At 71.2% G+C, this 8,039-nt stretch carries 7 protein-coding genes and 1 pseudogene; 5 read left to right on the top strand and 3 right to left on the bottom strand.

Going from position 1 to position 8,039, the window contains the following annotated elements; genetic code table 11:
- Both G6018_RS11155 and G6018_RS11150 read left to right on the top strand, forming a co-directional pair.
- Positions 1 to 668, top strand: a pseudogene (locus G6018_RS11155) (acyl dehydratase); the annotation flags it as partial.
- A gap of 8 nt (positions 669 to 676) precedes the next feature.
- Positions 677 to 1,435, top strand: coding sequence for an FCD domain-containing protein (locus G6018_RS11150; RefSeq protein ID WP_179525659.1), 759 nt, complete (start codon positions 677 to 679; stop codon positions 1,433 to 1,435).
- Between the two features lie 34 nt (positions 1,436 to 1,469).
- On the opposite strand, the gene fabG is transcribed toward G6018_RS11150, so the two are convergent.
- From fabG to G6018_RS11135, 3 genes are read right to left on the bottom strand one after another with little or no spacing between them, the layout of a single operon-like run.
- Positions 1,470 to 2,210 carry a 3-oxoacyl-ACP reductase FabG gene (gene fabG, locus G6018_RS11145; protein ID WP_182616068.1) on the bottom strand — a complete coding sequence of 247 codons (741 nt, stop codon included), beginning with the start codon at positions 2,208 to 2,210 and terminating at the stop codon, positions 1,470 to 1,472.
- Positions 2,197 to 3,381, bottom strand: coding sequence for a CaiB/BaiF CoA-transferase family protein (locus G6018_RS11140; protein WP_182639621.1), 1,185 nt, complete (start codon positions 3,379 to 3,381; stop codon positions 2,197 to 2,199). Before G6018_RS11140 ends, fabG begins: the two co-directional genes overlap by 14 nt.
- Positions 3,378 to 4,574, bottom strand: a complete 1,197-nt coding sequence (locus G6018_RS11135; RefSeq protein WP_182639620.1) for an acyl-CoA dehydrogenase family protein — start codon at positions 4,572 to 4,574, stop codon at positions 3,378 to 3,380. The genes G6018_RS11140 and G6018_RS11135 overlap by 4 nt, the downstream gene beginning before the upstream one ends.
- Before the next feature lie 124 nt (positions 4,575 to 4,698).
- On the opposite strand from G6018_RS11135, the gene G6018_RS11130 reads away from it, so the two are divergent.
- The 3 genes from G6018_RS11130 to G6018_RS11120 all read left to right on the top strand — a co-directional run.
- Entirely contained in the window at positions 4,699 to 5,937 is a 1,239-nt protein-coding gene (locus G6018_RS11130; RefSeq protein ID WP_182639619.1) for a CoA transferase, read from the top strand.
- Complete coding sequence (locus tag G6018_RS11125) at positions 5,934 to 7,121, top strand: acyl-CoA dehydrogenase family protein (protein ID WP_182639618.1); 1,188 nt, start codon at positions 5,934 to 5,936, stop codon at positions 7,119 to 7,121. Before G6018_RS11130 ends, G6018_RS11125 begins: the two co-directional genes overlap by 4 nt.
- A 14-nt stretch (positions 7,122 to 7,135) precedes the next feature.
- The coding region (locus G6018_RS11120) for an alcohol dehydrogenase catalytic domain-containing protein (RefSeq protein ID WP_182639617.1) at positions 7,136 to 8,039 on the top strand (904 nt) is incomplete at its 3' end.

Below are 8,039 nucleotides of genomic sequence, written 5' to 3'. Positions count from 1 at the left end.
TCAGCCACTCACCGGGCCGCACCCCCACCGGGCTCGCCGCGCTCCGCATCACCACCACCGACCAGGACGGACGGACCGTCCTGGACTTCCACCGATGCGCCATGCTGCCCCTGGCTCCGGGCGTCGACCCGGACTCGTGCGCCCACACCGACGACCTGGCGGCGGTCGGGACCGCCACCACCCGGCCGTGGGCGACACCCGACGCCTGGGACCTGGCCGCCTACCGCGCCGCGGTCCCCGGGGCGAGTGACCCCCTCCCCGCCGAGGGCACCGTCCTGCGCCCGGGCGCCGACGTGGTCTCGAGCGCCCCGGAACTGGCCCGGCTCACCCTGAACATCGCGCAGACCCACCACGACGCCCGCGTCTCGGGCGCCGGCAGGTTGGTCTACGGCGGCCACACCATCGGACTCGCGCTGTCGCAGGCCACCCGGGCGCTGCCGACGATGCTCACCGTGCTCGGCTGGCACTCCTGCGACCACGTGGGCCCGGTCCGCGAGGGCGACACCCTGAGCAGCGAGCTCGTGATCGGGGCCGCGGTCGATCTCCCGGACGGGGGGACGGCGCTCGATCTGCGGTCGCTCGTCACCGCCCACCGGGCGGACGGTGACGCTCCCGTCCTGGACTGGTCGTACACGGTACTCATGCCCGGACGCCCGGATCGGGGATAATGGTTGTCATGAGTTCAGAAGGCGGCACGCGGCCGGGGGTGGGCCGCCCCAAGAAGACGGCGCTCCTGGTGGCCCAGCAGATCGTCGAGGACATCTCCCGTCGCGGGAACACCGTCGGCGACCGGCTGCCCCCGGAACACCTCATGCTCGAGCAGTACGGGGTCGGTCGCGGGACGCTCCGCGAGTCGCTGCGCTACCTGGAACTGCAGGGCGTGCTCATGCTCAAGCCCGGGCCCGGTGGCGGGCCGATCGTGCAGCAACCGGACGGGGGGACGCTGGCCGCCACGTTGAGCCTGCTCCTGCAGTTCGAGAACGCCCCGTTCTCCACGATCATGGAGGCCCGCACGGCGTTGGAGCCCACCATCTCCCGTCTGGCCACCTCGCGGATCGACGACGCCGGACTGGCCGGACTCGCCGAGAACCTCCGCCAGACGCGGGAGCAGATGGGCGACCAGGCCGCGTTCTCGGCCCACTCCGAGCGATTCCACGAGCTGATCGCCTGGAGCTCCGGGAACGCGCTCTTCGGCTACCTCTTCGATGCGCTGAGCGGCCTGATCGCCGGAGCCTCGATGGGCATCACCTACCCCAGGCGGCAGCGCGAGTTGACGTGCGACATCCACGAGGAGATCTACGCCGCGATCGCCGACCGGGACGGCGACACCGCGTCCCGGTTGATGTCGGTCCACATCCACGAGCACACCACGTACCTGGAGAAGCGGTTCCACAGCGCGCTCGCGAGGCCGATCCGGTGGGACCTCGACGGTTGACCCGGGTCACCGGGCCGTGCCCGTCCGAGGCGGATCAGATGTGGCGGCCGCCGGTGATCTCGAGGACCGTACCGGTCATGTAGCTCGACATGTCGCTGGCCAGGAACAGCACGACCTGCGCGACCTCGGAGGGCTCGCCGGCCCGGCCCAGGGGGATCTCGGCCATCTTCTCGTCCCAGACGTGCTGCGGCATCGCCAGGGTCATGGCGGTGCGGATGAGCCCCGGCTGGATCGCGTTGACGCGCACGTTCTTGAACGCGACCTCCTTGGCGGCGGCCTTGGTCAGTCCGACGATCCCCGCCTTGGCGGCGGAGTAGTTGGTCTGACCCTTCAGCCCGACCTTGCCGGAGATGGAGGAGACGTTGACGATCGCCCCTCCCCCGTGCTCCCGCATCCGCCCGGCGGCCGCGCGGGTGCCGTTCCACGTTCCCTTGAGGTGGATCGCGATGATGTCGTCGAACTGCTCCTCGGTCATCGTGCGCATCGTGGCGTCGCGGGTGACACCGGCGTTGTTCACGAACACCCCGAGCGGCCCGAACGCCTCCTCGGCCACGTCGATCAGGTGCTCGATCGCCGCCCCGTCACGCACGTCGCAGTTCACGTACCGTGCGGCGTCCTCGCCGCCCAGCTCGGTGACCGCGGCCGCGCCCGCCTCGTCGTCGATGTCCCCGATCACGACGCGCGCCCCGCTGTCGATGAACGTCCGCGCGATCTCCAACCCGATCCCGCGCGCGGCTCCGGTGACGACCGCGGTCCTACCCTCAAGAAGTCCCATGACGTGTGTCCTCTCCTCGTGCCCGCCCGGCCAGTTCGGCCAGGATCGCATCGGTGTGTCGGCCCAGTGACGGCACGGGCCCCATCGGTAGCTCTACGTCCGCGTAGGTGATCGGCGGGAGCAGGCCGCGGACGGGTCCGGCCGGGGTGTCGACCTCGCGCCACCGGTCCCGCGCCTCGAGCTGCGGGTGGTGGACCAGTCCGGCGACGTCGTTGAGCCGGGCCGCCGGGACACCGGCGTCGTCGAGTCGCGCGGCCAGCTCCTCCGAGTCGTACTCCCTGGTCAGGGACCCGATCAGTGCGTCCACCTCGGCCCTGCGCGCCACGCGGGCGATGTTGGTCGCGTACCGCTCGTCGTCGACGAGATCCGGCCGGTCCAACACGTCGCGGACCAGCGCCGCCCATCCCCGGTCGTTCTGCACCCCGATGAGCACCTGTCCGTCCCTGGTGGGGAAGGCGTCGTACGGGCAGATCGAGGCGTGCGACAGGCCCATGCGCCCGACCTGCCGGTCCGCGTACATCCGGATGTACATGGGGTGGCCCATCCACTCGGCTGTCGCCTCGAACATCGACACCTCGATCGTGGCACCGAGCCCGGTCCGCTCCCGACGGAACAGCGCCGACTGGACCGCCGAGAGCGCATACATCCCGGTCGCGATGTCGGAGACCGGGACGCCGGTCTTGGTGGCGGTCTCGGGGGTACCGGTGATCGAGCACAGCCCCGACTCGGCCTGGACGAGCATGTCGTAGGCCTTGCGGCCCGAGTACGGCCCCGCCTCGCCGTATCCGGAGAGGGTGACGACGACGAGCTCGTCCTTCCGCGACCGGAGCGCAGCGGCCCCCAGACCCAACCGGTCCATCGCCCCGGGTGCCAGGTTGCTCAGGACCACGTCCGCACGGTCGGCCAGCTCGAGCGCGACCCGCCGCCCGTCGTCGGAGGCCAGGTCGAGCGCGATCGACTCCTTGCCCCTGTTGAGCCAGACGAAGTGCGAGGCCAGGCCGTGGACGGTGTCGTCGTAGGACCGGGCGAAGTCACCCTCCCCCGGCCGCTCGATCTTGATGACGCGGGCGCCGAGGTCCGCGAGGTGACGGGTGGCCAACGGGCCGGCGACGGCCTGCTCGACCGCCACGACCGTGATCCCCTCGAGAGGGAGCGGCCCGTCTCCCGTCATCGTGCGGTGGCCTCGCGTGTCGCACCGCGCATGAGGCCGCCGCCGATGACCAGCCTCTGGATCTCGCTGGTCCCCTCGTAGAGGCGCAGCAGGCGGATGTCCCGGTAGATCCGCTCGACCACCACGCCCCGCATGTACCCGGTGCCGCCGTGGATCTGGACGGCCAGGTCGGCGACCTTCCCCGCCATCTCCGTGCAGAAGAGCTTGGCGACGGACGGGGCGATGCGTCGGTCCTCTCCCGAGACGTACTTGGCCGCGACCTCCCGGACCAGCGCCTGTCCGGCCATCACCCCGACCTGCTGGTCGGCGATCATGGCCTGGACCAGCTGGAAGTCGCCGACGGCCGTGCCCCCCTGCGTGGTGGTGGCCGCATGGGCCAGCGACTCGTCGAGCGCCCTTCTCGCCGACCCCACGGCGACGGCGGCGATGTGCACGCGACCGCGGGCCAGGGACGTCATCGCCGCGCGGTACCCGGCGTCCTCGTCTCCCCCCACCAGCGACGAGGCGGGGACCCGGACACCACTGAAGTCCACCTCTGAGGTCGGGGCACCCTCCTGGCCCATCTTGCGGTCCTTCGGTCCCACCGTGACCCCGGCCGCGTCGGCGGGGACGAGGAACACCGCGATCCCCGGGCCACCGGCGTCCGCGGGGCGAGTCCGGGCGAACACGACGAACAGATCCGCCACCGGCGCGTTGGTGATGAAGCGCTTGGTGCCGTCGATGACCCAGTCGTCGCCGTCCCGGACGGCCCTGGTCGCCAGCCCGGCGGGATTGGACCCCGCACCGTCCTCGGTCAGCGCGAAGGACGCGATCACCTCGCCGGACGCGATCCGCTCCAGCCACTCCGCCTTCTGCTCGTCGGTGCCGAAGTTCACCAGGACCTGCCCGGCGATCCCGTTGTTGGTGCCGAACAGCGACCGCATGGCCAGGCTGGTGTACCCGAATTCCATCGCCAGCTCGACGTCCTGGGTCAGGTCCAACCCCAGGCCACCCCACTGCTGCGGGATCGCGTACCCGAACATCCCCATCTCGGCCAGCCCGGCCCGGATGTCCTCCGGGACGGCGTCGGCGTCGGCGATCTCCCGCTCCCGGGGCATCACCACGGTCCGGATGTAGTCGCGGGTCGTGGCGAGGATGGCCGCGAAGTCCTCCGCGTCGACCTCGGGCCCCACCGAGTCCGCCTGATCGCTCATGACTGTGTCCTCTGTCGTCCGTGATGGCCCTCGCGGAACCACGATCCGGTGAAGTATGCTTCAAACTATTATCATCAATTACGGAGCGGGGCAATAGTCACCGCCGGACCCCCGGGAGCCACCGATGGCCGAATCCAGCGAGTCGCGACCGCTCAGCGGCATCCGCGTGGTCGAACTCTCCAGCTTCGTGGCCTCTCCCCTGTGCGGGCTCACGCTCGCCCAGCTCGGCGCCGAGGTCATCCGCGTCGACCCGGTGGGCGGCGCGGCGGACGTGCACCGCTGGCCGCTCGCCCCGGGCGGAACCTCGATCTACTGGACCGGCCTCAACAGGGGCAAGTCCTCGGTGACCCTCGACCTCCGGTCCGACGAGGGCCGGCAGTCGTTCCGGGACCTCGTCACCGCTCCCGGGGAGGGCTCGGGAATCCTCGTGACCAACTCCGCCGGCCGGGAGTGGATGAGCCATGAGCGTCTGGCCGCGGTTCGACCCGATGTCATCACCCTCGAACTGCTCGGACGTCGCGACGGCCGCCCCGGGGTCGACTACACCGTCAACGCCGCCCTCGGGTTCCCCGCGATCACCGGACAGGACGGCGGGCAGGGCGGTGGACAGGGCGGTGGACAGGTGGTCAACCACACCCTGCCGGCCTGGGACGTCGCCGCGGGACTCCACGCGGCGCTGGCGGTGGTCTCCGCCGTCCGCGAGCGGGAGAGGACCGGCCGGGGCCGACGCATCGTGCTCCCGCTGGACGACGTCGCACTGGCCACCGCCGGCGCGCTGGGCTACCTCACCGAACCGCAGCTCGACGGGTCCACCCGGCCCGCCGTCGGCAACTACGTCTACGGCACGTTCGGGAGGGACTTCACCACCGCCGACGGGGGCCGTGTAATGGTGGTCGCCCTGACCACCAGGCATTTCCACGACCTGGCGCGGGTGACCGGGACCCGGGACGCCGTTGACGCCCTCGAGTCGGCCACCGGCGCCGACTTCGGTACCGAGGCCGACAGGTACTCCTACCGGGAGGTCCTGGCCGCACTGTTCGCCCGATGGTTCTCCGCCCACACCACGGCGGAGGTCACCCGAGCACTGGAGGACTCGGTGGTACTGCACGAGCGGTACCGCACGTTCGACCAGGTGGTGACGGAGGGCGATCTCGAGGCCAACCCGCTGTTCGCTGCACTGGATCAGCCGGGGATCGGCTCGTACCTCGCGGCCGCGCACCCCGCGACCTTCGACGGCCGGCACCTGGCCACCGGTCCCGCGCCGGACCTCGGCGCCGACACCGATCGCCTCACCGCCGATCGCCCCCGCGCTCCGATCGACTCACCGCCGATCGCCCCACCACCGCAGGGACCTGAGTCATGACCCACAAACCCGCCGCCCGCGACGGTGTCCCCGTGTACCTCACGGAGGAGCGGCTCGCGATCCGCGATCTGGCCCGCGACTTCACCGCCCGGGAGGTCCTGCCGGTCGCGAACCGCCTCGACCCGGAGAAGGGAGACATCCCCGACGAGCTCCGGCAGAAGATGGCCGATATCGGCTTCTTCGGCATCATGATCGGCGAGGAGCACGGCGGGCTCGGCCTGGGCGTGTTCGAGTACTGCCTGGTCGCCGAGGAGCTCGCCCGCGGGTGGCTGTCGGTCTCCGGTCTCCTCGCCCGTGGCAACGGGATGGGCGGCGGGTTCACCCCCGATCAGGAGGCGCGCCTGCTCCCCCGCGTCGCCCGCGGCGAGTGGCTGGGCGCCTACGCGTTGTCGGAGGCCGAGGCGGGCTCCGACGTCGCCAACATCTCCTGCCGAGCCGTCCGCGACGGCGACGAGTGGGTGGTGAACGGCACCAAGATGTGGTGCACCTATGCCGACCAGGCGGACTACCTCGTGCTGTTCGCCCGTACCGACCCGGTCCGGGACCCGGCCAAGCCCCACCGCGGGATCTCCGCCTTCCTGGTGGAGAAGGATCGCGGCGTGTTCCCCGCGGGCATCACCGGCAACCCCGTCCGCAAGATCGGATACTTCGGCTGGCAGACCTGGGAGCTGTCCTTCGACGACTTCCGGTTGCCCGCCTCTGCGCTGCTCGGCGGGGAGGGCAGGGGCTTCTACCTGGCGGTCTCCGGCCTGGAGGTCGGTCGCGCCCACACCGCCGCCCGCGCGATCGGCCTGGCCCGCGCCGCGCTGGAGGACTCGATCGCCTACGTCGCCACCCGCGAACAGTTCGGCCGACCGATCGGCGAGTTCCAGTACCTGCGCTTCGAGATCGCCCGGATGGCCGCCGACATCGAGGCCGCGCGCCAGCTCATGTTCTCGGTGGCCACGGACATCGACTCCGGGCGTCGCTGCTCGCTCGAGGCCGCCATGTGCAAGCTCGTGGCCACCGAGATGGCCGAGCGGGTGACCTCCCAGGGCGTCCAGATCCACGGCGGGGCCGGGTACACGACCGACTTCCAGGTGGAGCGGCACTGGCGCGACGCCCGGCTGACGCGCATCTTCGAGGGCACCAGCGAGATCCAGATGCGGATCATCTCGGATGAACTCCTCGGCCGCGACCACTGAGTACAGTCGCCACCATGAAGGCTGCGGTGTGCGTGGACACGGAATCCCCCCTGGTGCTCGAGGACATCCCGATCCCCGAACCCCGGGAGGGCGAGGTCCTGATCCACAACACGGCCTGCGGGGTGTGCCACACCGACCTCCACGTGATGAAGGGCGAGGTGGGGTTCCCGCTCCCCGGGGTCCTGGGGCACGAGGTCTCCGGAGTCGTCGCCGAGGTCGGCCGTGGCGTGACGGCGGTCCGCCCGGGTGACCGCGTGGTGGGCTCGTTCATCATGCCGTGCGGGTGGTGCGAGAACTGCGCCCGCGGGATGGAGGACCTCTGCGCCACCTTCTTCGAGTACAACCGCCTGCGCGGGACCCTGTACGACGGCGAGACCAGGCTTCACCGCGCCAACGGAGAGCCGCTGTCCATGTACTCGATGGGCGGCCTGGCGGAGTACAGCGTCACGCCCGCCACCGCGGTGTTCACCCTCCCCGAGGAGCTGGATCTGGCGGATTCGGCGATCCTGGGGTGCTCGCTGTTCACCGCCTACGGTGCCGTGCGGAACGTCGGGGATGTCCGGACCGGTGAGTCGGTCGCGGTCGTGGCCGTGGGCGGCGTCGGGCAGAACATCGTCCAGCTGGCCGCGGTGAGTGGCGCCGAATCCGTCATCGCCGTCGACGTGGACGAGGAGAAGCTCGCCCTGGCGCGGCGCATGGGTGCGACCCACACGATCAACTCGCGCGAGGTCGATGCGACCGAGGCGGTCATGGAGATCACCGGGGGCCGGGGCGTCGACGCCGCCTTCGAGGCGCTGGGCTCGGCCGCCACCACCCGCCAGGCCACGGACATCACGCGGGAGGGCGGCAGGGTCGTCGTGGTGGGCATCCCGCCGGCCGGGACGGTGCTGGACGTCGACCTCGCGCGGGTCGTGCGCC

It is taken from the genome of Dietzia sp. DQ11-44 (genome assembly GCF_014145205.1).
Taxonomy (GTDB): domain Bacteria; phylum Actinomycetota; class Actinomycetes; order Mycobacteriales; family Mycobacteriaceae; genus Dietzia; species Dietzia natronolimnaea.
The sequence above is the reverse complement of the archived record's forward strand: the minus strand, read 5'-3'. Positions and strand labels throughout refer to the sequence as shown.